We start from the raw sequence: 23,126 nt of genomic DNA on the forward strand, positions 1-23,126 counted from the left end.
CACGGCGCACTGCGGACGTAGCTCAGTTGGTAGAGCGCAACCTTGCCAAGGTTGAGGTCGCGAGTTCGAGCCTCGTCGTCCGCTCCAGATCAAGCCCCCCGGCTTCTGCCGGGGGGCTTCTTCGTGTCCTACGACCAGCTCGTGCCCGTCAGGCGCTCGTACGCCTCGATGTACTTCGCCCGGGTCGCGTCCACGACCTGCTGTGGCAGCGGCGGCGGGGGCTGCTCGCTCTTGCGGTCCCAGCCGGACTCCGGCGAGGTCAGCCAGTCCCGGACGAACTGCTTGTCGTACGACGGCTGCGCGCGGCCCGGCTGCCACTGGTCGGCCGGCCAGAACCGGGAGGAGTCCGGGGTGAGGATCTCGTCCGCGAGGACCAGGGTCTCGCCGTCGAAGCCGAACTCGAACTTGGTGTCCGCGAGGATGATGCCGCGGTCCCGGGCGATGTCGCGGCCCCGGGCGTAGACGGCGAGGGTGGCCTGGCGCAGTCGGGCGGCGGTGTCGGCGCCGACCTGGCGGGCGACCTCCTCGTACGAGACGTTCTCGTCGTGCTCGCCGACCTCGGCCTTGGTGGCCGGGGTGAAGATCGGGGCGGGGAGTTCGCTGCCGTCGACCAGGCCCTCGGGGAGGGCGAGGCCGCAGACCGTGCGGGACTCGTTGTACTCGAGCAGGCCGGAGCCGGTGAGGTAGCCGCGGGCCACGGCCTCCACCGGGACCATCTGCAGCGACTTGCAGACGAGCGTGCGGCCGGCCCAGTCGGCGGGGGCGCCGGCGGGCAGCTCGGTGCTCAGCACGTGGTTGGGGATCAGATCGGCGATCTGGTCGAACCACCACAGGGACAGCTGGGTGAGGACGCGGCCCTTGTCGGGGATCTCGGTCGGCAGCACCCAGTCGTAGGCGGAGATGCGGTCGCTGGCGACCATCACGAGGTCGCCGGCCTCGTTCTGGTACAGCTCGCGCACCTTGCCGGTGTGGAGGTGAACCAGGCCCGGAACCTGGATCGGCTCGGGCTTTTCTACGAATCCGGACACGGTTCCTCCCCGTGGTTGAACAAAAGGGGCGCCCGAAGGGCTCGAGCAGGGTGGTGGTGGGTGACGGGCGGGCCAATGGGCTCGATTCTCCCGTATGCCGGGGGTCGCCCTTGGAGCGGGGTGGGGTCGAAAGGGGCGGTGACGTGGGCTTACGTGAGTTCAGTCACGTTTGCAGATGCGGTCCAGGAGGTTGGCGGTGGCGCGCTGGACTCGTGTGTCGACGTGGCCCGGACGGTCCAGGGCCGGGGACCAGGCGAAGGTCCCCGACGCGAAGACCAGGGCGCCGGAGGGGGCTCGGTAGAGGGATGTCTCCTGGTGGCGGAGGGTGCCCTCGGAGTCGGTGTACGGGGAGTGGGCGAGCAGGATGCGCTCCTCGTGCTCGGGGAGCGGGGTGCGCGGGAAGTAGCGGTCCGCCTCGCCTGCGACCAGGCCCTCGATCTCGTCGCCCTCGTGGGCGCCGGTCGCCTCCCACAGCCAGTGGTCGGCGTTGCGGACGATCAGGGGGTGGGGGTCGGGGACCCGGCCCGCGTACTGGATGCCGACCACTTGCTGCTCGGGGCGGTCGATCTCGCGCCAGAGGACGGGCCGGCCGGGGCCTTTGCGCTTGCGGCAGGTCAGCAGGCGGTCGGGGACGCCGGACGGGGACGGGCCCAACTCCACCTGCCAGTACATGGTGTTGGCGGAGAGGAAGACGAGGGAGGTGCCGTTCTCGCGGGCGAGTTCGACGGTGCGGCGCATGTTGGCCGACCAGTACTCGTCGTGTCCCGGGAAGACCAGGCCGCGGTAGCGGGTGGGGTCCACGTGCCCGGCGTGCAGGTCGCGGGCGTCGGCGTAGGCGAGGTCGTAGCCGTAGCGCTCGGCCCAGCGGATGAAGTCGTAGGCGTGGCCGACGTGCAGGGGGAGGCCGGCTCCGGCGTACGGGCGGTCGAAGGAGACCGTGGTCGCGGCGTCGGACTCGCCGAGCAGACGGCCCTGTTCGTCCCAGGCGTGGTAGAGGCTCGCGCCCGTGCGGCCGTCCTCCGGGTAGAGGTTGTACGCCTGCCAGGTGACGTCGGGCAGCAGCAGGAGCAGGTCCGCGGGGTGGTTGTCGCGGACCGTGAAGGGGATGTGGGAGCGGTAGCCGTCGAGGGTGGTGAGTACGGCGACGTAGGCGCCGATGCTCCAGTAGCTCGGGATCTGCAGCCGCCAGGAGAGCCACCAGTGGTGGCAGGAGACCGTGCGGTCCGCGGCGAGCGGCGGGGGCTGGACGATGCCGGAGAGACGGGGGCTGGTGGTGATCTTGGCGGCGCCGTCACCGCCGTAATGGCCGATGCGGTAGATGTCGACGCTGAATTCCTGCGGCGGGTCGACCGTGATGTGGAAGTCGACGGCCTCGCCGGGGGCGACGGCGCCGGTGGAGATGAAGCCCTTGATCTGGCGGCGGACGTCGTCCGCTGAGCGGGGGCCGCCGGCGGCCCGGGGTGCCGGGACCCGAGGGGTGTTCGGCGACTCGCCCGGCGATGACTCCTGCGGTGCGTCCACGTACCAGGGGACCACCTGGCCGGTGTCGTCGAAGTACGTCTCGCTGCCGCGGAGCCAGGGCACGGGGCCCTGGCCGAAGGGGTCGGTCACGGCATGCGCCAGCGCCCCGGATTCCCAGCGGCGGATCTGCTCCTGCCCCATGGTCGCTCCCCTCCCTCGATCCCCCGCGGTCGCGTGGCGTGTCTTCGCATGGTGTGGCGTGCCTGGCTTGTGGCCCTGGCGTGCCTGGCTTGTGCCGTAAGCCCTTGCCATGTGCTCGATCGGTCCCAGCACATCACATTGCGCACCCATGTGGTCACTATTCGTTGCGAATTGGCCGAAAGTGGAATGCGGGGTTCCGGAACCCGGGACCGTCACACAAGCCGGACGGGCTTCTCGGGGCGTATGCCGGATTCGAGAAGCCAGGTCCGCAGGGGGGCCGGGTCGCCGTCCTCGACGAGGCTGAGGACGCGGGGGGTCAGATCCGTGGCCCGTTCGCCGTTGATGAGGAGGGACGGGCCGTCGAGCCAGTCGAGGCCGGGCGTTGCACCTGCGGTGTCCATGGCGGCGCAGCAGACCATCGCGGTGACGTGGTCCGCGAGCAACTCGCGGGCTGTGCGCGGGGGTTGGAGCGGGAAGAGGGGGAGCGTGGCGTCGTCCCAGAAGGCGGCGTCGGGGGCGGTTTGCTCCGCGGGGGTGGCTGTGGCTTCCTCGCGGGCCAGTTCGGCGGTGAGGCCTGCGGCGAGGGTGGCTGTGCGTTCGTTTTCTGCCGGTTCTTCGGCCTCGGCTTCGCCTTCGGCCGTGTTGTTCCCACCCGCACCAGCCGTGCTGCATTCGTCGTCGGCTGCAGGTGGCCCCTGTGGGGCTTGCTCGCCGTCGGCGGCTGCGGGACCGGGCGGCGGGGTCGACAGGTGGTTGAGGATTCTGGAGAGGGTGGGGCCGTCGGCGGGCTGGGTGGTGGGGTCAGGGGTGTGGCTGACGCCCAGGGTGTCGAGGACTCGGTGGAGGCGGGCCGCGTCGGTGCGCCATTTGCGGTCCACGACCTCCTCCGGGTATTCGTCCCAGTCGACCGGGGCCCAGTCGGGGCCGGGCTCGGCGGGTCCGCCGTGGAAGAGGCGGGCGGCGAGGAGTGAGGCCGCGCCGTCCACCGTGCCGGGCTCTTCCAGCAGGTCGCAGGCGGGGCGCTCGCCCAGGCGGGAGGCGAAGCCCTCGGCCAGGCGGTCGCGACGGGAGAGTTCGGTGAGGGCCGCCACCACTCCCGCGTCCAGGCGGGAGGGCCAGCGGCCCATCCGCCAGGCGGGCAGCGCGACCCGGGTCAGCAGGCGGTCCCAGCCGGCGTAGGCCAGGCCCACCTGTTCCTGGGCGACGATCCTGAGGCCGTAGTCCACAGCCTGTGCACGCTCGGAGGCCGCGGCCGCCACGCCTCGCTCCATCTGCGCCGCATGCTCCCGGCAGCTGCGCAGCAGCAGACGGGCCACCCAGCCGACGCTCGCGCACACCGCGCGGGTCAAGGGGCAGCGGCCGGGCGTCGAACCCACGGCCACCGCCGCGTCCAGGCCCCGTACGAAGCGGCGGGCCGCTGCTATGTCCGGGTGGGCGGAGGGTCCCGTACCGGCGACGACCGGAGCGAGGACCGCGCGCAGTTCGCCGACGCGCATCCACCACAGGAAGGGGGAGCCGATGACGAGGACCGGTGCGGCGGCCGTGCGCCGGTGGGCGCCCCGCATGCCCGCTATCTCGTCGCGGTCCGCCGCGGGGGGCGGGCCGTGCGCCGGGTGGGTGCGGTCCTCCAGCCAGCTGTCGCAGTCCGGGGTGAGCGCTATCGCGGAGGGTGCGGGGACGTCCAGCCGGTCGGCGAGGTCGCGCACCATCCGGTACAGGTCCGGGGCCGAGTCCTCGGCGATCGGGACCGTCGGGCTGACGGCCGGCCGGGCGCGGGCGACGACCAGGGCGATGGCGGCCGCTGCGAGCAGGACAAGGACGGCGAGGGGGGTCATGGCCCAGCGGGCGGCGTGCCAGAACGGGCCCACGAGGTGGTCGGTGGAACCGCCGGCCAGCAGGATCACTGCGGCCGCCGCAGGCAAGAGCGCGACGGCCAGCGCCCTGCTGCGGATGCGCAGCACGGCGAGGGCCCTGGAGCGCGCTGCCTGCGCGCCCGCTTCCACACCCATACCGGTACCGGTCACGGCCGGTCCTCACCCCCTCCCAAGCTGTCCTGGTCGCGCGGCTGTCCTGGCGTTGCTCACTCCCCCACTGTGGCACCCGCCACTGACATCGCAATGCCGGTGGGCCAAGTGCCGGACCGCTTGCGCCGCACCCTAGTTGGGGCCTCGGCCCACGTCAGCCGGATGGGGTATCGGTCACTCGATGGAATGGCTTTGGGGAGAGGTGGATGACGGAAAGCAAAGATCAGGCCCCTGATCCCGAACTCGAACCCGAGCCCGATCCGGAGCCCGGTCCCGCATGCGTCGGGCCCCGAATCCTTAGACGGATCCGGGGCCCGATGGGTTCGTCGGAAAGTGTGGACGACGCGGTGGGTCAGGCGTTCTGTGCCGCCTTCGCCGCGATGTCCGTGCGGTGCTGGGAGCCGTCGAGGCGGATGCGGGAGACGGCCCGGTACGCGCGGTCGCGGGCCTCGGTGAGGTCCTTGCCGGTCGCCGTGACGGACAGGACGCGGCCGCCGGCGCTGACGATCGCCTCGCCGTCGTGCTTGGTACCCGCGTGCAGGACGTACGCGTGCGGGGCGTCCTCGGCGGCCACCTCGTCGAGGCCGGTGATCGGGTCGCCGGTGCGGGGGGTGCCGGGGTAGTTGTGCGAGGCGACGACCACGGTGACCGCGGCGTCGTCGCTCCAGCGCAGGGGCGGCAGGTGCTCCAGGGTGCCGTTCGCGGCGGCGAGCAGGACGCCGGCCAGCGGGGTCTTCAGGCGGGCCAGCACCACCTGGGTCTCGGGGTCGCCGAAACGGGCGTTGAACTCGATGACCCGGACGCCGCGCGAGGTGATCGCGAGACCGGCGTAGAGCAGGCCGGAGAAGGGGATGCCGCGGCGGCGCATCTCGTCGACGGTCGGCTGCAGGACGGTCTGCAGGATCTCCTCGACCAGCTTCGGGTCGGCCCACGGCAGCGGGGAGTACGCGCCCATGCCGCCGGTGTTCGGGCCCTCGTCGCCGTCGAGCGCGCGCTTGAAGTCCTGGGCGGGCTGGAGCGGGACGACCGTCTCGCCGTCGGTGATGGCGAAGAGGGAGACCTCCGGGCCGTCGAGGAACTCCTCGATGACGACGCGCTCGCAGGAGTTGGCGTGCGCCCTCGCCGCCTCGATGTCGCCGGTGACGACGACGCCCTTGCCGGCGGCGAGGCCGTCGTCCTTGACGACGTAGGGGGGACCGAAGGCGTCGAGGCCCTCGTCGACCTCTTCCGGGGTCGTGCAGACGTACGAGCGTGCGGTGGGCACCCCCGCACCCGCCATGACGTCCTTCGCGAAGGCCTTGGAGCCCTCGAGCTGCGCGGCCTCCTTGGCGGGGCCGAAGACCGCGATGCCCGCCTCGCGCACGGCGTCGGCGACCCCCGCGACGAGGGGCGCCTCCGGGCCCACGACCACGAGGTCGGCGCCGAGTTCCGTGGCCAGCGCGGAGACCGCCTTGCCGTCCAGGGCGTCGACCTGGTGCAGCTCGGCGACCTCGGCGATGCCGGCGTTGCCGGGGGCGCAGTGCAGCGCGGTGACGTCGGGGTCGAGGGACAGGGAACGGCACAGGGCGTGTTCGCGGGCACCGCTGCCGATGACGAGGACCTTCACGGGGGTCAGCCTAACGGGGGTTTTGTGCGGGAGGCCGAGCGGGAGGGGGGTGGTGAGCTGTGCGTTCCTCCAAGCGGTGCCGGGTGGTGCGGTGACCGGCCCTGGGGCTGCCGCCCCCAGCCCCCTGCTTTCGGCCTCGTCCTCACACGCCGGACGGGCTGAAGTGCCGTGACCGGCGGCCAGAACAGCGCGCCCGGAAGAACAGGCCCGAAAAGAACTCCCGCCTGGAAGAACAGTCCCGCCCTAAAGCTCGGCCTACTCGTTCGAGAACTCCTCCACGACCGTCGCCCCCAGCTCGCGCACGATCAGTTCGTGGCCGGAGAGGGCCGATTCGTTGAGGTCGGGGTCGTCGTCCTCGGGGATGTCGTCCTCGGGGGAGACCGGGGGCGGGGGTTCCGGGGCTGTGGGCTGGGATACGGGTGCGGCGGAGGGGGTGGCCCGGGCCGTCGGGGGCGGTGGTGTGGGGGCGGGTGAGGTGGGGGGCGTCGGGGACGCCGGGCGCTGCGCGGCGGTGCTGCCGTAGCCGCCCGCGGTGCCGCCTCCGCCGTAGCCGCCGTTGGCGGGGGCGGCGGGTGACGGCGGGGCCGAGCCGCCGGACGGGTCGACGATCGCCTCGATCTTCCACTGCACGTTGAACTGCTCGGCCAGCGCCTGGCGCAGTACGTCCTCGCTGCCGCTGCTCGCGAAGTTGTCGCGGGCGCCCGCGTTGACGAAACCGAGCTGGAGGGTCGTGCCGTCGAAGCCGGCCACCTGGGCGTTCTGGCTGAGCAGGATCCAGGTGAAGCGGCGGCGGTTCTTGACGGCCTCCAGGATGTTCGGCCAGAGCATGCGGGGGTCCGGGCCGCCGCTCGGGGACGCGTGGCCGGCGGCGGGCGCGGTGGGCTGGGGCGTGGCTGCCGGGGGCGGGGCCGGTGCGCCGGCCGGGGGCGTGGGCTGCGCGGCGCCTGCGGGGGTGGCCGTGGGCCAGCCGCCGGGGCGTCGGCCGCCGCCCGCGGTGGCCGCGGTGGGCCAGGCACCGGGGGCGGGAGCCGACGGGGGTGACTGGGGCTGCTGGGCTGCCGCGGGGGCAGGGGCGGGGGGTGCTGTGGGAGCCGCAGGTTCGGTCGGGGCGGCGGCCGGGGCAGCAGGTGTGCGAGCGGGGGGTTCCACGGCTGCGGGAGCGCCCTGGCCGGCCGGCGCGACGGACGGCGCACCCGATGCGCGGACCGCCGCCCGGGCAGCGGCGGGGCCACCTCCGGGCGGAACCGGTTCCCCGCCGGTCGCCCCGGGCATCGCGCCTCCGTGCGCCTCGGGCCCCGGCACGTACCCCATGGCCGGCGCGGCGCCGCCCCCGGAGAAGTTCACGCCTCGCTCGATCCGGTCGAGGCGGGCCATCACCGACCGCTCGTCCCCGTACGCGGCGGGCAGCAGCACGCGCGCGCAGATCAGCTCGAGCTGGAGGCGGGGCGAGTTGGCGCCGCGCATCTCCGTCAGGCCCTCGTTGACCAGGTCGGCGGCGCGGCTGAGCTCGGCGGCGCCGAAGGTGCCCGCCTGGGCCTGCATGCGCTCGATCACGTCGGCCGGGGCGTCGATGAGCCCCTTCTCCGCGGCGTCCGGCACGGCGGCCAGGATCACCAGGTCGCGCAGTCGCTCCAGCAGGTCGGCGACGAAGCGGCGCGGGTCGTTGCCGCCCTCGATGATGCGGTCGACGACCTCGAAGGCGGCGGCCCCGTCACCGGTCGCGAAGGCCTCGACGACGGAGTCGAGGAGCGAACCGTCGGTGTAGCCGAGAAGCGAGGTGGCCATGGCATACGTCACACCGTCCGCCGCGGCGCCCGCGAGCAGCTGGTCCATGACGGACATGGAGTCACGCACGGAACCCTGACCGGCCCGGACGACCAAGGGCAGCACGCCGTCCTCGACCGGGATCTTCTCCTTGCCGCACACCTCGCCGAGGTACTCGCGCAGCGTCCCCGGCGGCACGAGACGGAACGGGTAGTGGTGTGTCCGCGAGCGGATCGTCCCGATGACCTTCTCGGGCTCGGTGGTCGCGAAGATGAACTTGAGGTGCTCCGGGGGCTCCTCGACTACCTTTAGCAGCGCGTTGAAGCCGGCCGACGTGACCATGTGGGCCTCGTCGATGATGTAGATCTTGTACCGGCTGGCGGCCGGCCCGAAGAAGGCCTTCTCACGCAGCTCACGTGCGTCGTCCACGCCACCGTGCGAAGCGGCGTCGATCTCGATGACGTCGATGGAGCCCGGTCCGTTGCGTGCCAGGTCGCGGCAGGACTGGCACTCCCCGCAGGGCGTCGGCGTGGGTCCCTGTTCGCAGTTCAGGCAGCGGGCCAGGATGCGCGCACTCGTCGTCTTGCCGCAGCCGCGCGGCCCGCTGAACAGGTACGCGTGATTGACCCGGTTGTTCCGCAGCGCCTGCTGCAGCGGGTCGGTTACATGCTCCTGCCCGATGACCTCGGCGAACGACTCCGGGCGATAGCGGCGGTACAGCGCGAGAGACGACACGCATACGAGGTTATAGGCGCCCACTGACAACGCGGGCCGCCCGGGATGCCAGGACGAGCGCCCGGCGAAACATGAGCGTCTCTTGACAGCCGCTTCCCAGAAACAGAGCACCCCTCATGATTAAGTTGAACGCTCAAATACAACACCAAACGCACAGTGCCCCTGCCACCCCTCCCCTCACACCCCCCACACCCCCCCACACCCCGCAAGGACACTCATGCCCCTCTACTTCATCCGCCATGGTGAGTCCCAGGCGAATGAACAGAATCGCTTCGCCGGACGGCTGGACGCCCCGCTCACCCCGCTCGGCCTGCGCCAGGCCGAGCAGGCGGCAGACCGGGTCGCCGCCCTCGCGGCGAGCGGCATACGCATCGACGAAGTGCACACGTCCACCCTCCGCCGCGCCCAGGAGACCGCCCGGACGATCACCGACCGGCTGCCAGAGCCGCCGGACCGGTTCACGATCGACGAGGCCCTTACGGAACGCGACTTCGGCCTCTACAGCGGCCGCAACAAGAGCCTGGTGAAAAAGACCATCGGCTTCGCCGGCTACACCGAGGCGTTCCACTCCCCGACCGGACGGCCCCCCGGCGGCGAGACCTGGCGCGAGATGTACGCGCGCGTGGCCGCGTACTACAGCGAGGTGCTGCTCCCCGCCTCCCGGGCGGGCCGTACCGTCCTCGTCGTCGCCCACAAGTACGTCGTGGAGATGTTCGCTCTGGTCGTCGCGGGCGCCCGACCCGAGTCGTACCGCGATTTCAAGATCCCCAACGCCCGCCCGCTCTCCGAAGAGGACCTGCACCGTGCGGTCGCCAGCCCGGCGGCTGTCGGCCTGCTGAACGACCTCGGCGAGATCGTCGAGATCCGCCTCCCGCTGCTGGTCGCCGCAGCGGCCGGGGCTGGGACGGCCGCACAGCTCGCCCTGGGCGTACGCGTGCCCGCCTTGGTGTTCACCGTGACGCTGACGGCCCTGCTCTCCATCGGCTCCTTCTTCGCCATGCTGCGCGTCAACCCGCACACTCTGCGCCGCCCACTCGCGAGCCTCCACACGGCCTGGCCCCTGCTCCTGCCCCGCCTGGCCCTGGGGCTGATCCTGCTCTGGGCGGGCCACTCCCTCCCCCTGGAGTTGGCCGGCCTCTTCCTCCTGCTCCCCCCGGCCCTCGTGGTGCCCACCCTCTCCCTCCTCTGGGGAGGCGACTACTTCTTCGCCGTACGCCACACAGTGGCCGCCTCGCTGGCCCTTCCGGTGCTGCTGCTGGCGGGTCTGGCGCTCCCGGTGATGCTGCCGGGCGGCACGGCACAGGCCCATACGCTCGCCACCCTGGAACCTGCGCTGCTCAGCTACGCGGCCGTGCTGCTCGCCGCCCTCGTCCTGCCCGGCGCGGGCGCCCAGGCCCTGCGCCGGCGCGACCCGATCCGCGCGGGCGCCCTCAGCACCAACTGGAACTGGCTGGGCGGCCTCGCCCTGATCCCCCTGGCGGGCCTGGCCACGTTCGCGCTGACCCCGCCGACGGGTCTGACGGCCGCGCAGGCCGCTCATCTGCTGCTGACGACGACCGTCACCGCCACGGTCCTGACGGCCCTCCGAGGGCTGACGGCGCTCTTCCTCCGCCTGCGCCCGCACGACACCGGCCTCGGCCGCGACATGTTCATCACGCAGAACACGCCCAACGTCTTCCTGTGGCTGGCCATGACCGCGGTCCTCACCCCCACGACCGGCCGCCACCCCTCGGTCATCGGCCTGGGCGTCGCGCTCGTCTTCTTCCTCGCGGTCTACGTCGACGAGCGGATCTTCCTCCGCGCGCACCGCCGCGACGAGTCCCCGACGGCCGAATCGGAAACGTCGGCGACGTCCGGGAAACACAAGACCCCCCACGCACCCGCCAGAGCCGACCTACCCTTGCTGCCTTCCGGCCCTGGGGGAGTTCAGTCAGATAGCGCCGCGTGAGGGGCTGAACCCCACCCTACCCGATCGCCGGGCGCCCGAACGAGTTCGCTAGCACCCTCCGACGTCATGTAATGTTTCCGGCGGAGGATTCGCCTAGAGGCCTAGGGCGCACGCTTGGAAAGCGTGTTGGGGGCAACCCCTCACGAGTTCGAATCTCGTATCCTCCGCCAGTGCCTCACCGGGCACGATGTCGAAGGGCCCCACCGTTCGCGGTGGGGCCCTTCGACGTTGTCCGTCTCAGTTTCCGTCTCAGTTGGTCTTCGGCGGCTCCCAGAGGGCATCGCCGACTTGCTGGGCAACTTTCCGCGGCAGCGTTCCGGTCGCGTGCATGTAGCGGGCGCGCATGCGGGCCGCGGTGTGGCGAGCGTCATGGAGACGGCCGTCTCGTGCGCCAGCGTTTTTTGAGGAGTCGCTTCCAGGTGTGGAAGTCGGTGGTCGGGCTGAGGGGGCCGCCGGTCGGGGAGACGAACGCGTATCCCTTGTCCTGCCCGTCCGCACCGGCCGCGATCTTCTTCTCCTCCTGCACCTCCTGGTGATGGCGGAGGAGCTTGATCAGCGGGTCGCGCAGACCAACCGTGTGACGTCCGACATGGGGCTCGGTGGACTTGTGCTCGCGGCGGGTCTGCTGCATCTGAGTGCAGTAGCCGGCCTTCCGGCCGCACGGGTCGTCTTTGCAGCCGTGGGCGTACTTGGGGGCGGAGTCGGTATTTGCGGATGCGGGCGTACCCGGCGTCCAGGTCGACGTCTTCCCAGTGGAGCCCGGCTGCTTCCCCTTGACGGAGACCGAGGGCCAGGGCGACGACCCAGCGGGCGCTGGTGCGGAGCTTGGCCGCCTCCACGAGGAGACTCCGTAAATGGAGAAGCGGCCGCGGAAGCCGCGCATGTGGGCTCAGGCGCGCAGGCGGAGGTGTTCGAGGCTCTTGCGGGCGCCGAGGTCCCAAGCGGGGCGGATCAGGCGGCGCCTTGGTCGCTGATGTCGAGTTGGGCGAGTTCGGCGGCGAACCTCAGTGGGCGGTCGAGAGTTCCTGTCGCGGTTTCGGCGCCTTTGGTGGCGTACTTGGCGATGTACGCGGCGACTGCTCGCTCGGTGAGGTCCTGGCCGCCGTCGAAGTCGGCGGATTTGATGGTGTGGACGTCGAGTTGGCGGCCGAAGGTGAAGGTGTGAGTGCGCCTGTCGATGACCGGACCGTCCACGCGGACATTGGCTGTCGCAGTGCGGATGGCGTCGGTGAGCAGCCCGGCGGTGGCCCATAGCGGGGGCGGGGTGTCACCGCCTCCAGCGCCATCGATCCGGATGACGGCGTGGAAGTGGACGGCGCCGCTCTTCTGGTACTCGGCGACCTTGGCGAACGACACGCGCGCGTAGTCACGAAAACGGCGCTGCGAGAGCCCCGCGCGCTTGGCGACCTCTCGACGCAGGTACGTCGAGGAGCGGCGCCAGAGCTGACCAGCGTGGGCGTTCCAGAGCACGGCCGCCTCGAAGTCGTACGTGTCTGGGGCAAGCGCGGTGCCGAGGGTGCCGTCGTCCTGGTCGTGGTGGACGCGCAGCGGCAAGTACGGCCGCTGGAGGGGCGGTTGTGCACCGGGCCAAAGCTCGGGGCGGTGAAGGTGGCGAACACGCGCGGGTGGGCCGCGACGTGCTCCGGGATGCCCTTGCCGCCACGCAGCCCGGAGGTGATCGTGACAGGTGGTGACCTCCTCTACCGACTTCGGCGGCTGGCTAATCGGCTATCACCACACGCCAGGGGGCTCAGCCGCACTGATGTGGGTACGGCCTCATAACCACAACAGCCGATCAGCCCGTGCCAAATCCTGAGGGAAATCAAGCGGCGCGCGCCGTCTGCTCGTCGAATTGCAAGCCGCCCCGCTCCCGCCCAGGTGAGCACCCCTCAGGCCAAGTCCCCGCGTGCGTTGCGGCAGACGGGGACTCCGCCCTGCGCGTTAGTTCCTCCGGCGACGCCCCTGCGCATAGGGGCCGTGGCGATCATGTTCCCGCCATTCCTCGTCATGGGGGTCACGATCTTCGCCGCCCGGGTTGTCTCCAGGTCCCGCAATGTGTTCCCCCCTGTTGACCTTGGCCAGCAGCGAGGCGAGGGGATCAGGGGGATCATCGCTGAAGCGATTGGAGCCGCGCTCGGGCGGCCCCGGCTCTGTCCTGTCGTGGCGCGACGCTGATGTACCGCTCATGAGCAGCCCTCCCCGACCCACTGAGATGCACTCGAGATCCTTCCCTGGAAGGTCGCGGGTAACCCGACTTCGACCTTGCCAGTGCTGTGCAATCCTGCCGAAAGCCGACCGCCTGTGGACACGCTCCAGACCTCAACCTCTGTCCGTACCTTGCGCGTTGGCTTCGCTGGCGACGCTGGGAATGAGCGCCGTCAACGCCGGAAGTCCTCACGGCTCCGACTGATCGCGCAGACGCAGCATGAACGAAGGCACGGGGTCGTTGTCGATCACCTGCTGCGTGCGCCGTTTGCCTCCTCGATCAACCCGTACAACCTGGACGACACGGATGGCGAGTACAGCCACGCTGGTCTCAATCTGCCCGCCAACGGTCAATGGAGCTTCTTCGCACAAGCTCAGGCAGACGTACGCCCCGTTGGAACCTGTGCCGCCCGGCACGCGGCTGGTGGCCGTCAACAACGCGCGCTCCCGGCCGAACTGACCGCCCCGCGCGGCCTGTCCAAGCTCGCCCTGCGGCAGAAAAGCGCCTGCCGCACAGGGTGGCCACTCCTGTCCCCGTCCCCCCGAAGGAACGTCCGGCTGCGCCGTCGACAAGTGCGCCGATGCCGGCCTCAACGTGCTGGCAGACCGGCTGCTCATGGCCACGCCGACCGCACCGGAACCCATCTGCCGTGCATCGGCATCCGCCAAGTCGCCCAGGCCATCGACGCCCGAGCGGCCCTCACGGTCGAGTGGCGCCCTGGCTCGAAGCCTGGTGCCGCCTTCGAGACAACGATTGCGTTCTCGCCCTCTCCGAGTCCAGCATCCTGAGGCAGGATGGTATCGATGCCGATAGTATCTCTACCGATACTATTGACATCGGGAGGCTGCGTGCGTCGTTTCATCGGGCGGGACCGTGAGCTGAGCGTGCTCGGCAACGCCTTGCAGGGGGTTCGCGATGCCGTCGGGTCGGCGAAGCCGGGGCAGTGCATCCTCGTGCGGGGAAGACGGCGGGTCGGCAAGTCCAGCCTGGTCGAGGAGTTCCTCCGGCGCACCGAGGTGCCGTACCTCTTTTTCACCGCGGCGGGCGGCACGGCGGAGGACGAACTGACGGAGCTCCTCGACGCCGTCGCCAGGTCCACCCTGCCGGAGCGTGGACTGTTCTCGGAGGAGACGCCGGGGCAGTGGAACGCGGCGTTCAGGCTGCTCGCGGAGATCCTGCCCGACGACACCCCCAGCGTCGTCGTCATCGATGAGGTCCCGTATCTCATGGACCGCATCGACGCCTTCGAGGGCATGCTCCAGCGGGCCTGGGACCGGCTGCTCAGCCGCAAGCCGGTACTTCTCCTCCTGGTCGGGTCCGATCTGTCGATGATGGAGGCACTGAACAGCTACGACCGTCCCTTTCACCAGCGGGGCCGGGAAATGATCGTGGGACCGCTGAACCCGGCCGACATCGGCGAGATGCTCGACCTGTCACCGGCGGCCGCCTTCGACGCCGCCCTGATCACGGGGGGACTCCCTCTGATCTGCGCCGAGTGGCGGGCCGGAGCGGATGTCTGGGAGTTCCTCCGCGACTCGCTGGACAACCCGATCTCGGCACTGCTGGTCTCCGCCGAGCGCTCACTGGCCGCGGAGTTTCCACCGCAGGCGATGAGCAGGGAAGTACTGCGGGCCATCGGATCCGGGGAGCGAACCTTCACCAACATCGCGCGCGCCGCCGGCGGCATCGCCCACACCACCCTCACCCGGGCCACCGAAGTCCTGACCGAGAAACGAGCGGTGGCAGCCGAACTGCCCCTCTCCCTACGGCCGTCGAAGGAACGCCGCTACCGGGTGGCCGACCCCTACCTGCGGTTCTGGCTCGCGTTTCTGGATCCGCACATGGCGGAGATCGAGCGTATGCGGGGAGATCTCACCCTGAGCCGCATCCAGGAGCAGTGGACGAGCTGGCGTGGCCGCGCGATCGAACCCCTGGTCCGGGAATCACTTGCCCGTCTTCTGCCGGACGCGATCCTGCCCGCCGTCCCAGCGATCGGCGGGTACTGGACCCGCAGCAACGACATCGAAATCGACCTGGTGGGCGCGGACCGGCAGCCGGTGGCCAAGGAGTTGCTCTTCCTCGGCTCGGTCAAGTGGCTGGAGAGCTCTGCGTTCGACCACCACGACCTGGCCGCCCTGCAGAAGCACCGGGCGGCGATCACCGACGAGCCCGTGCCGCTCGTGGCGGTCTCTCGCAGCGGGGTCGGTTGTTCCGGCCTTCAGGCGGTATACGGCCCCGAGGAACTGCTCAGCGCCTGGCGCAGGGCGTGAGGGGGAAGCTGGACCTGTGATTGCAGTTCCGGTTGCAGTTCCGGCTGCATTCGCTGCCGTTCAGCTCCGTCCATTACCTGCCCTCAGCCTCGTATTGCGCCGCAGGTCAAGACGTCGCTGACCATCCCGAACCCTCGGACGAACAACGGGAAAGCGTTCTGGGGGCACCCCCCTCACGCAGCCATCAGGCCTTCGCCACCTCCGGTGTTCGCCGCGCCGCGCTCCGTGGCGGACGGGAAGCGGTCGGGGCGGAAATGTCTGTGGCTCTTCGCGGCAACCTTTGCGGCCTCTGTGACCACTCAGTGTTGTCCGGCCAAGTGGTCCGGTCCGATGCAACAGTTGAAAGAGAGCACAGGCATGTCCCTGGAACGAGAGCGCAGACATGTCCCCGGTCCACCCTCGTCATCGGTGGCGTCCCGCGGCGGCCACCGTGCCGACGGCGGCGCTCGCGGTGGCCGTACGAAGCATCGTGGTCGTCGGTTGCTCGCGCGTCGGGGTCTTTGGGCGGGTCTCGCCATGGTGGTCGTGGCCGGCTCGGCTGTCGTGGTCAGCCAGGCTTCGGCGGAGCAGAAAACCCTGGACCTGAAGAAGTGGTACGTGCTGGTCAACCGCAACAGCGGCAAGGTGCTGGACGACCGGGGCTCCGCCAGGAACGACGGCGCGGCGGTGGTGCAGTGGGCGCGCCACGGCGGGGGCAACCAGCAGTGGCGGTTCATCGACGCGGGTGACGGGCACTACCGGCTGCAGAACCGGACCTCCGGCAAGGTGCTGGACGACCTCGGCTGGTCGAAGACCGCCGGCTCCGCCATCGTGCAGTGGAAAGACCTGAACGGCACCAACCAGCAGTTCAAACTGGCCAAGTCGTCGAACGGCTACGTGCGTTTGGTCAATCGCTTCAGTGGCATGGCTGTCGGTGTCCGCAAGGCCGCCAAGGCCGACGGGGGCAACGTCGTCCAGGACCGCGACCGGGGCGGCGCCGATCAGCAGTGGAGCCTCGTCGCGGTCGGGAGTGTCGGCGGCGGCGGTACGCCCACCGCGCCGGGCAGCGGCGCTCCCGCGAGCCCGACTCCGAGCGACCCGCGCCCGTCGTCCTCACCTTCGTCCGCGTCTCCGTCGCCCGCGGGTGGTGGCGGCAGCTCGGCGAAGCGGTTCATGGGCAGTGACAAGGTGATCATCGGCGGCTCGATGTCCGACGCCTCGGCGAACGCCGCGCCGTTCGACGCGCGCTACGCCTATGTGCACAGCCAGCCCGCGCCCTCGTCGGACTACTACACGGCAGCGAAGTGCAAGGACGGGTGGTCGAACTGGTGGGGCTGCTGGAACGGCAGCACCACGGCGCCCGGCACGTACGTGACCTGGCGGGACGAGGTGGCGTCCCAGGCGACGTACAAGGGCGGCTCGCGTCCGCAGAAGATGCTGTGGAGCTGGTACTCGTTGCGCGACCTCGGCGATGCGGCGGGCGAGGGCGACGGTCCGGGTGAGGTCAAGGCCATCAACCGGGTCGACCTGCTCACCCGGTACCTGAACGACTACCGTTTCTTCCTCCAGAAGATCGGCACGTCGCACGACGCGATCGACATCGAGCCCGACTTCTGGGGCTACGTCCGGTCGCTCGGCGATCCGCACAAGGTTGCCGCGCAGGTCTCGGCCGCGAATCCGAAGGACTGCGGATCACAGGAGAACAGCGCCGCCGGACTCTCCCGCTGCCTGATCTCGATGGCGCACAAGTACGCGCCGAACACCGCCGCGGGGCTCCACCTCACCTGCTGGGACTGGCAGAACGACACCCAGAAATGCGTCAAGGACTACGCGAGCCTCGGGGCGCAGGACGCCGACATCCTGGTCTCCGACGTGTCGGACCGCGACGCGGGCTGGTACGCACAGCCGGCCCACGGCGGCCGTAACACCTTCTGGACCGACCAGACGGCCGCTGACACGCTGAAGTTCTGGAAGACGATGGCCGAGTCCGTGGGCAAGCCGGTGGTCCTGTGGCAGATCCCCCTGGGCAACGCGGCGCAGAACAACACCTTCCAGCACTACAAGGACGACAAGGTGGACTGGTTCTTCGGACACATGGACCAGGTGGCGAACGCCCATGTCGCCGGCCTGTTCTTCGGTCCGGGGCAGCAGGAACAGACCACGGTCGAGTCCGACGGCGGAAACCTGATCAACAAGACGATCGCCTATCACAACTCGGGCGGTACAGCGCTCAAGTAGGCAAGAATGCGAATGCGACCCCCTCTCTTGGATGGGGTCGCATTCGTTTTCGTCGGTGCGGGCGCCGGTCGAGGCGGCTTCGGCGAGGGGGATGCCAAGCAGCATCCTCATCGACTTGATCGAACGACTTAACCAACAGACTAAGTCGATATAATGCAAGCATGGCTCACGTCTCCGCGGCCGAACGCCGCCCCCAACTGATCAAAGCGGCCATCGCCCTCATGACCAGGGAGGGCGTCGCAGCCGGAAGCACGCGCGCCATCGCTGCCGAGCTGGGCGTCGCACAGGCCACCGTGCACTACACGTTCGGCACGAAAGAGGAGCTCTACCGCGCCGTCATGGAGCAGCTCACCGAGGACCTGGTCGCCCAGGTCGAGCGGGCGGCACCCGAGGACGCCGGTTTCGAGGCGACCGTCGCGGCGCTCGCCGCCGCCCTGTGGCGCACCGTGAGTGAGCAGCCCACCAGCTACCTACTGCTCAACGAGCTGTCCATGTTCGCTCTGCGCACCCCCTCCCTGAGCGAGGCCCTGCGCAGCCACTACGGCGGGATCGTGGACGTGACGACGAAGCTGGTGAACGAGGCGGCCGAACGCACCGGCCACCAACTGCGCCAGCCGGCCGAGACGCTCGCGCGGTTCTTCCTCGCGGGTTTCGACGGACTGACCATGCAGCACCTGTCGCTGCCCGACAAGGCCGGTGAACACACCGCGCTCCAAGCGCTGGTCTCCGCCGTCGTGGCCCTGGCGGGCGGCCGGCTGGACCTCGTGACCGTACCTGTGGACTGACCAGGCACCGACCGGCCACCACTCACACGGGCCGGGGTGGCCGGCGCCCACCGGCCGACGCGAACGGCCGCCGTCCGCGTCCGTCCGGGAGTACTTCTGGATCCCGGTCGTCGAGGTGCTGTCGCATGCGGGGGCCTCGACGGCGAAGGGCCGAGTCCCGGCTGACGGTCATGTCGCCAACCCGAACTCGGCCCCGGCGCCGGATGCTCTCAACCCGCCTCGGCGGCCGGCGACGGAGCCGAGTGACGCTCGGCGGGGGCGCCCGCGCCTGCCACCGCCATCCTGAGCAGGGGCAGAGAGGCGACGAAGGTGCCGAGGGCCAGAAGGATGCTGAGTACGCCGGCTCCCGCCGCGTCCAGGACGGCGCCGACGGCCAGGGGTCCGATGCCGGTGCCCAGCGCGCCCGCACCGCTGAGCGACGCGACCAGACGCCCTGTCGGGTCGATGAGCGCGGCGGCGGCCAGCATCTGCACCAGGACGGCCAGTTGGCACCCCTGCCAGAGCACGGCTGCGGCGATGAAGAGCACGGTGTCGTGGGTGGAGATCAGGACGGCCATCGCCAGGGCCTGTGCGGTGACGAACGCCGCCATCGACCGCATGCGCCCGAAGCGGCGTGCGGCTGCGGGGCCGACGACCGCGCCGACGAGTGCCACCACGCTCGAGACCGCGAGGACCGCCGACACGAGCGAGTCCGACATGGCGGTGTGCTGACGTCCCAGCACCGCGGCGTACGACCAGGCCCCCTGGGTGACTGCCCACAGCAGCGCCGTTCCGGCCAGCAGGATCACCGAAGGGCGGGCCGCGACGCCTTTGCCCTCCACGCCGTCGCAGGCGCCACCGGAGGCCGGAGGGCCGTCCGGAAGCCTGCGCACGAGGGGCCAGGCGGCCATGCAGCACAGCGCCATGAGGACGAACCCGGTGCCCTCCCCCAGATCGTGGTTGGCTGCGGGAACCGCCATGATCAGCAGCGCCGTCACCGCGACCGTCCCCGAGATGGTGACCGCCGACGCCTTGTCCGCGTCGTCGGTGGCGGCGAGCGCCGCTGTGGCCGCGGCGTAGACCGCACCGAGTCCTGCTCCCAGGACCAGGTTCGCCAGGATCAGGGTCACCGCGTCGGGCGCTGCCGTCGCGGCCAGGAAGCCGACTCCCGCGCAGGCGAGGCCGAGGCGGGTCAGCCCCGCGCGGCCCGGCCGCGCGGCCCGTCGGGCCAGCAGCAGGGTCACGACGGCGGTCGCCAGCAGCTGGGTCGCGGCGACGAGTCCGGCACCGGAGTTGGACATGGCGAAGCGCGAGGCGAAGTCGTCGACGAAGACGGGCATCACATTCGCGCCGCCGTTGCCGAGCGTCACTCCGGCGATGAGCGCCACCGCGACACCGAAGGTGAGAGCGGTGCCGCCGCGCGCCTTCACCGGCCGCTCCGCTGCAACGAGATCGAGTACGGGAAGAGCGCGGGTCCTTGGCGGACCGCGGAGCGTGCGACAAGCATGGGAACCTCACGTGGGGGGAGCAGATGGCGTTCGGAACGGGGAGGGCACGGGGCACGGGCGCTGCGGACGTCCGTGCCCCGTGGTGGGGATCCGGTGTGTTCAGCCGGCCCAGACGTCCTCGACGTAGGTGCCGGACTCGATCAGGGCGGCGAGCCAGGCGGTGGCCTCTTCGTCGTCCGCGCCCGTGTACTTCCGGTAGACGGCCATGAACGCCTCGCGCACGGCGGGAGCCATGCGGCGGCCGTCGCCGCAGATGTAGACGCGTCCGCCGGCCTCCAGCGCGGCCCAGACCTCGTCGCTCTCCTTCGCGATGCGGTCCTGCACATAGCGGGCGCCGTCCTCGGGCGCGCAGGCGAAGGTGGGGCGCATGCTGACGGCCCCGGCCGCCTCGGCCAGCTCGAGTTCCTCGCGGTGGAGGTAGTCGACGGCGGGGTGGTCGCAGCCGAAGTAGCACAGCAGCATTCCGGTCGACCGGGTGTGGTGGCGGTCGAGGACGGCTCCGCGGAAGGGGGCCAGACCGGTGCCGGCGCTGATCAGGATGACGGGGACGGACGGGTCCTGCGGCAGGCGGAACGACTCGCTGCACGGAAGCACCCTGGCCTGGACGGTGTCCCCGGCCCGAACGGTCTGGATGTAGTGCGAGGCGATGCCCTTGAACGTTCCTTCGCCACCGCGGTGGGGTGCCGCCAGCAACGAGATCATCAGGTCCACCTCGCCCGGGGCCGCCTGCGCGGAGGAGGAGATCGAGTAGTGACGCGGGCGCAGCACGGGGAGCAGCTCGAGGAAGCGCTCGAACGGCAACTCGCAGGCGTGGTAGCGCTCCAGCAGGTCCAGGACGCTCCGCCCGGCGACCGTCACCTGCTCACGGAAGGCTTCGGGTTCCGCCGCCGCCAGCTCGGCGAGGGGGCGCTTCTCCGGTGGGCAGGCCGTGTGCTCGGCGAGCACCGCGACCTGCTCCTGGGTCGCCGCGTCCTGCAGTTCGACGAAGTCGGTCAGCAGCCGGCGCAGGGTCAGCGGGCGGTCGACGGGCAGGATGTTGCGGCTGCGGCGGCGGGCGCGCAGCCGGACGGTGCGGTCCAGGTCGAGACCGAACCGGTCGGCGACCCGCTGGACCAGGGCGTCGGGATTGCGCGGGAGTACGGCCAGGTGGTCGCCGGTGCGGTAGGTGACGCCCTCGGGCAGCCGCAGCCGCACGAAGCGCTTGGAACGGCCGAGCCCATGGTCCATGTCGACCAGTTCGTACGCGTCGAGCACCTCCATCGGCTGGACGCCGTGGCGTGCCGCGAGCCCGCCGATGACCGAGTCGGTCGTGTCCTGCAGCTCGTACAGCCCCGCGGCCTGGTCGGTCTCCGTCTCCACCGCGGCCGCCTGCCCGTCGGCTCCGTACCGGTCGAGCAGGGCGGTCCACAGGTCACCCGTCCACCGGTCGACGGTGCCGCCGAAGTCCCCGGAGGCGTCGGCGGCACCGCGCTCCAGCAGGCGTACGGCGCCCGCGGCGGTGAGCCGTTCGTCGATGAGGGTGGGGACGCGCTGGTAGGTGGCGGCCCAGTTGCGGTCTCCGACGCCGAGTACGGCGTACTGGACTCCGTCGAGTGAGCCGGGCTCAAGTCCTTCCAGCCAGGCGACGAAGTCCGTGGCGTCGTCGGTCGGCCTGCCGTTGTAGGAGGCGGCCACGATCACCACGGGTCCGGCGTCGGGCGTCAGTTTGCCCACCGCGTCGTTGAGGGGCGTGACGGTCGCGGTGAATCCGCGTTCGCCGCCGTCCTCGGCCAGATCCCGGGCGATGCCCGCGCAGGTCCCCAGGTTGGAGCCGTGCAGGAGGGTCAGTGCGGTGCCGGTGACGCGCCGGGCCGCGGGCCGCTCCAGGGCCGCGGGTGCGCCGTTCACGGGAGCGGGCCGGCGCCGCTCCGCGGCGGTCCGCCGGGCCAGGTCGAGGGTGAACTCGTCGGGCTTGAGGGTGAGGGACTGCTTGATCTTCAGCTGGTAGTCGGTGTGGTCGATCAGGCGGTAGCGGTGCACCAGGAGCGCGAGGACCAGGGTCGCCTCGTGCAGCGCGAACTGGCGGCCGATGCAGGCGCGTTCGCCGTTGCCGAACGGCTTGAACAAGTGGACGGGGCGTGCTTCCTCCCGCTCGGGCAGGAACCGGTCGGGGTCGAACAGCTCGACGTTCTCGCCCCAGGCGGGGTCCCGGTGCAGCTGCGGGATGAGCACCAGCAGCGACTCCCCCTTGCGCACGGCGTACTTCCCGCCGATGACGGTGTCCTCCAGCGGCTCCACCGCATAGACGGGCGCCGTGGGCCACAACCGCAGGCCCTCGTTGAGCACCTGACGGATGTACGTCAGCTTCCCGATGTCCGCGTAGTCCGGTTCGGGGGCGTCCGTGTCGCCCCACAGCGCGTCGACCTCCGCCTGGGCACGGGCCAGGACCTCGGGGTGCTTGGTCAGGTAGTACAGCGCGAAGGACAGCGCCCCGCTGGTGGTCTCGTGCCCGGCGATGAGGAACGTGATCGCCTGGTGACGGATGTTCACGTCGTCGAGCGGTTCGCCCGTGACGGCGTCGCGGGTGTGCAGCATCCGCCCGAGCAGGTCGTCGGTGCTCTGGTCGCCGGAAGCCCTGCGCTGCCGGATCACGTCGTCGACCAGGTCCTGCATCAGGGTCACGTCGCCGCGGAACTGTTCGGCCTGCCGCCACTTGAAGAGGTCCGTACCGGGGATCGACTCCCCTTTGGCCTGCGCGAAGCCGAGCGCCCGTGACAGCGAGGTGACGAAGGGGTGCGCCTCTTCGCGGGCGAACGACTCGAAGTCGTAGCCGAAGCCGCACAGGCCGATGGTGTCGAAGGTGAGCCGTGTCATGTCGGCGGCGACGTCCACGGGCTCCGTGCCTGCCGCCCGGTCCCACTTCCCTGTCAGCTCCCGGGCGACCTTGAGCATCGTCGCGTGGTAGCCGCGCATCGCACCGAGCGAGAACGCCGGCATCAGGATGTCGTGCGCCTTGCGCCAGTTCGGCTCGTCGTTGAAGGCCGTGAACAGCCCGTCTCCGCCGATCGCCCGGAGGAGGACGAGGTCTGGGTGGACGTTCTTGCGGAAGCGGGTCTCGTCGGCGAGTTCGGTGACGAGGTCCAGTCCGGAGACGAGGTTGATGTCGTTGCCGAAGATCCGGAGCCGGAAGAGCGGCCCCAGCTCCTTGGCCTCCTTCATCACATGGAGCAGGCCGTCGGCACCACTGGGGACGCTGAACGCGTGGCCGACCAGCGGGAGGGCCGGACGCTGGGGGATCGGCTCGGTTCCACGCAGGGACGTCTTGGTCATGGGTCTGCCTTTCGTGCCGCACCGGCTGTCGCTTGCGATCAACATACCCGCGACATTGTCACTCGACAATGTCGAGTGATTGTGT

General features: G+C 70.7%; 12 protein-coding genes, 2 tRNA genes, 1 other RNA gene and 2 pseudogenes. 6 read left to right on the forward strand and 11 right to left on the reverse strand.

The features are described 5' to 3' along the window. Positions 1-11: 11 nt before the first annotated feature. Positions 12-87 (forward strand) — tRNA-Gly (locus EDD92_RS23260). Positions 88-128: 41 nt separating this feature from the next. Here the strand turns inward: EDD92_RS23260 and EDD92_RS23265 are convergent. From EDD92_RS23265 to EDD92_RS23285, 5 genes are all read right to left on the reverse strand, one after another. Then, positions 129-1,028 carry a phosphoribosylaminoimidazolesuccinocarboxamide synthase gene (locus EDD92_RS23265; RefSeq protein ID WP_123966104.1) on the reverse strand — a complete coding sequence of 300 codons (900 nt, stop codon included), beginning with the start codon at positions 1,026-1,028 and terminating at the stop codon, positions 129-131. Between the two features lie 159 nt (positions 1,029-1,187). Beyond that, the gene (locus EDD92_RS23270; RefSeq protein WP_123966105.1) at positions 1,188-2,690 is read right to left on the reverse strand and encodes a N,N-dimethylformamidase beta subunit family domain-containing protein; all 1,503 of its coding nucleotides are present in this window, start codon (positions 2,688-2,690) and stop codon (positions 1,188-1,190) included. 212 nt (positions 2,691-2,902) lie between these two features. Further along, a complete protein-coding gene (locus EDD92_RS23275) occupies positions 2,903-4,699 on the reverse strand; it encodes a hypothetical protein (protein ID WP_123970505.1) in 1,797 nt (598 codons plus the stop codon). Between the two features lie 367 nt (positions 4,700-5,066). Further along, the gene (gene purD, locus EDD92_RS23280) at positions 5,067-6,320 is read right to left on the reverse strand and encodes a phosphoribosylamine--glycine ligase (protein ID WP_123966106.1); all 1,254 of its coding nucleotides are present in this window, start codon (positions 6,318-6,320) and stop codon (positions 5,067-5,069) included. Positions 6,321-6,575: 255 nt separating this feature from the next. Next, a complete protein-coding gene (locus tag EDD92_RS23285) occupies positions 6,576-8,819 on the reverse strand; it encodes a DNA polymerase III subunit gamma and tau (protein WP_123966107.1) in 2,244 nt (747 codons plus the stop codon). 217 nt (positions 8,820-9,036) lie between these two features. Between EDD92_RS23285 and EDD92_RS52450 the strand changes: the two are divergent. Further along, a pseudogene (locus tag EDD92_RS52450) lies at positions 9,037-9,534 on the forward strand (histidine phosphatase family protein); the annotation flags it as partial. Positions 9,535-10,679: 1,145 nt separating this feature from the next. Here the strand turns inward: EDD92_RS52450 and ffs are convergent. Further along, an RNA gene (ffs, locus tag EDD92_RS23295) (signal recognition particle sRNA small type) lies at positions 10,680-10,776 on the reverse strand. Positions 10,777-10,849: 73 nt separating this feature from the next. Here ffs and EDD92_RS23300 point away from each other — a divergent pair. Next, positions 10,850-10,937, forward strand: a tRNA-Ser gene (locus EDD92_RS23300). Between the two features lie 197 nt (positions 10,938-11,134). On the opposite strand, the gene EDD92_RS51265 is transcribed toward EDD92_RS23300, so the two are convergent. The 3 genes and pseudogenes from EDD92_RS51265 to EDD92_RS49630 form a co-directional block, all read right to left on the reverse strand. After that, complete coding sequence (locus tag EDD92_RS51265) at positions 11,135-11,398, reverse strand: hypothetical protein (RefSeq protein ID WP_260326700.1); 264 nt, start codon at positions 11,396-11,398, stop codon at positions 11,135-11,137. Between the two features lie 320 nt (positions 11,399-11,718). Next, positions 11,719-12,386, reverse strand: a pseudogene (locus EDD92_RS51270) (replication initiator). Between the two features lie 775 nt (positions 12,387-13,161). Then, the gene (locus tag EDD92_RS49630) at positions 13,162-13,641 is read right to left on the reverse strand and encodes a hypothetical protein (protein WP_148096475.1); all 480 of its coding nucleotides are present in this window, start codon (positions 13,639-13,641) and stop codon (positions 13,162-13,164) included. A 180-nt stretch (positions 13,642-13,821) separates the two neighbouring features. Between EDD92_RS49630 and EDD92_RS23320 the strand changes: the two genes are divergently transcribed. From EDD92_RS23320 to EDD92_RS23330, 3 genes are all read left to right on the forward strand, one after another. Next, positions 13,822-15,243 carry an ATP-binding protein gene (locus tag EDD92_RS23320; RefSeq protein ID WP_123966109.1) on the forward strand — a complete coding sequence of 474 codons (1,422 nt, stop codon included), beginning with the start codon at positions 13,822-13,824 and terminating at the stop codon, positions 15,241-15,243. Between the two features lie 516 nt (positions 15,244-15,759). Next, the gene (locus EDD92_RS23325) at positions 15,760-17,460 is read left to right on the forward strand and encodes an RICIN domain-containing protein (RefSeq protein ID WP_123966110.1); all 1,701 of its coding nucleotides are present in this window, start codon (positions 15,760-15,762) and stop codon (positions 17,458-17,460) included. A 161-nt stretch (positions 17,461-17,621) separates the two neighbouring features. After that, a complete protein-coding gene (locus EDD92_RS23330) occupies positions 17,622-18,245 on the forward strand; it encodes a TetR/AcrR family transcriptional regulator (RefSeq protein WP_123966111.1) in 624 nt (207 codons plus the stop codon). A 209-nt stretch (positions 18,246-18,454) separates the two neighbouring features. Here the strand turns inward: EDD92_RS23330 and EDD92_RS23335 are convergent, their stop codons facing one another. Beyond that, complete coding sequence (locus tag EDD92_RS23335) at positions 18,455-19,654, reverse strand: MFS transporter (RefSeq protein WP_123966112.1); 1,200 nt, start codon at positions 19,652-19,654, stop codon at positions 18,455-18,457. Between the two features lie 177 nt (positions 19,655-19,831). Further along, positions 19,832-23,041 (reverse strand): bifunctional cytochrome P450/NADPH--P450 reductase, encoded by a 3,210-nt coding sequence (locus EDD92_RS23340; RefSeq protein WP_123966113.1) that lies wholly within the window; start codon positions 23,039-23,041, stop codon positions 19,832-19,834. Positions 23,042-23,126 lie beyond the last annotated feature (85 nt).

It is taken from the genome of Streptomyces sp. TLI_185, assembly GCF_003814765.1.
Classification (GTDB): domain Bacteria; phylum Actinomycetota; class Actinomycetes; order Streptomycetales; family Streptomycetaceae; genus Streptomyces.

Coding starts and splice junctions, on each gene's coding strand:
- EDD92_RS23270 (WP_123966105.1), bottom strand. CDS start 2,690: ATGGGGCAGGAGCAGATCCGCCGCTGGGAATCCGGGGCGCTGGCGCAT.
- EDD92_RS23275 (WP_123970505.1), bottom strand. CDS start 4,699: ATGGGTGTGGAAGCGGGCGCGCAGGCAGCGCGCTCCAGGGCCCTCGCC.
- EDD92_RS51265 (WP_260326700.1), bottom strand. CDS start 11,398: ATGCAGCAGACCCGCCGCGAGCACAAGTCCACCGAGCCCCATGTCGGA.
- EDD92_RS23325 (WP_123966110.1), top strand. CDS start 15,760: ATGGTGGTCGTGGCCGGCTCGGCTGTCGTGGTCAGCCAGGCTTCGGCG.
- EDD92_RS23330 (WP_123966111.1), top strand. CDS start 17,622: ATGGCTCACGTCTCCGCGGCCGAACGCCGCCCCCAACTGATCAAAGCG.
- EDD92_RS23340 (WP_123966113.1), bottom strand. CDS start 23,041: ATGACCAAGACGTCCCTGCGTGGAACCGAGCCGATCCCCCAGCGTCCG.